Raw genomic sequence first — 696 nt, forward strand, 5'->3', positions numbered from 1 at the left:
GGCTCGGAGCGACGCGACTGCCACGCGTGAGGAGTTCGAACCGATCCGTGAGGCGTCGACGAATCTGATCCGCCGACAGCGACCGCATCCGTGCGGCCGCCAGTTCGATCGGTAAGGGCAGTCCGTCGAGCCGGCGACAGATCTCCGCGACCGCTCGCCGATTCGCGTCGGTGACGACGAATCCCGGGACCACCGCCGCCGCACGCTCCGCGAACAACGTCATCGCGTCGTTCACCCTCATCTCCGACTTCGAGGGGGCGTCGACGATCGGAACGATCAGCGGAGGAACCTGAAGTACCACTTCACCGGCCACCCCCAGCGGCTCACGACTCGTCGCGAAGACCCGCACCTGCGCGCAGGACCGCAGCAGCGCGGTGACGAGACCGGCCACCGCGTCGAGCAGATGCTCGCAGTTGTCGAGGACCACGAGAACCTGACGATCGGCGAGATGCTCCGTGAGCAGCCGGTCCGCAGGACTGTCGGACTGGCCGCGAACACCGAACACGGCCGCGACCGTGTCCGCGAGCAGGTCCGGCTCGCGCAGTTCCCCGAGTTCGACGAACCACGCGCCGTCGGCGAACGCGCGCTGCGCTTCCTGGGCGACCCGCAGTGCGAGGCGGGTCTTGCCCACCCCACCGATGCCGGTGAGCGTGAGCAGCCGCCCGGCGGCCAGCAGTCTGCGCGCCTCGCTCACCT

Annotated in this window: 1 protein-coding gene; it reads right to left on the reverse strand. The window is 69.4% G+C overall.

All coding sequences use genetic code 11. The features are described from left to right. On the reverse strand, window positions 1-696 hold a 696-nt coding region (locus tag AC07RN_RS20890), incomplete at both ends, for an ATP-binding protein (RefSeq protein WP_478337203.1).

This window comes from Lelliottia sp. GFLA7 (genome assembly GCF_056490165.1).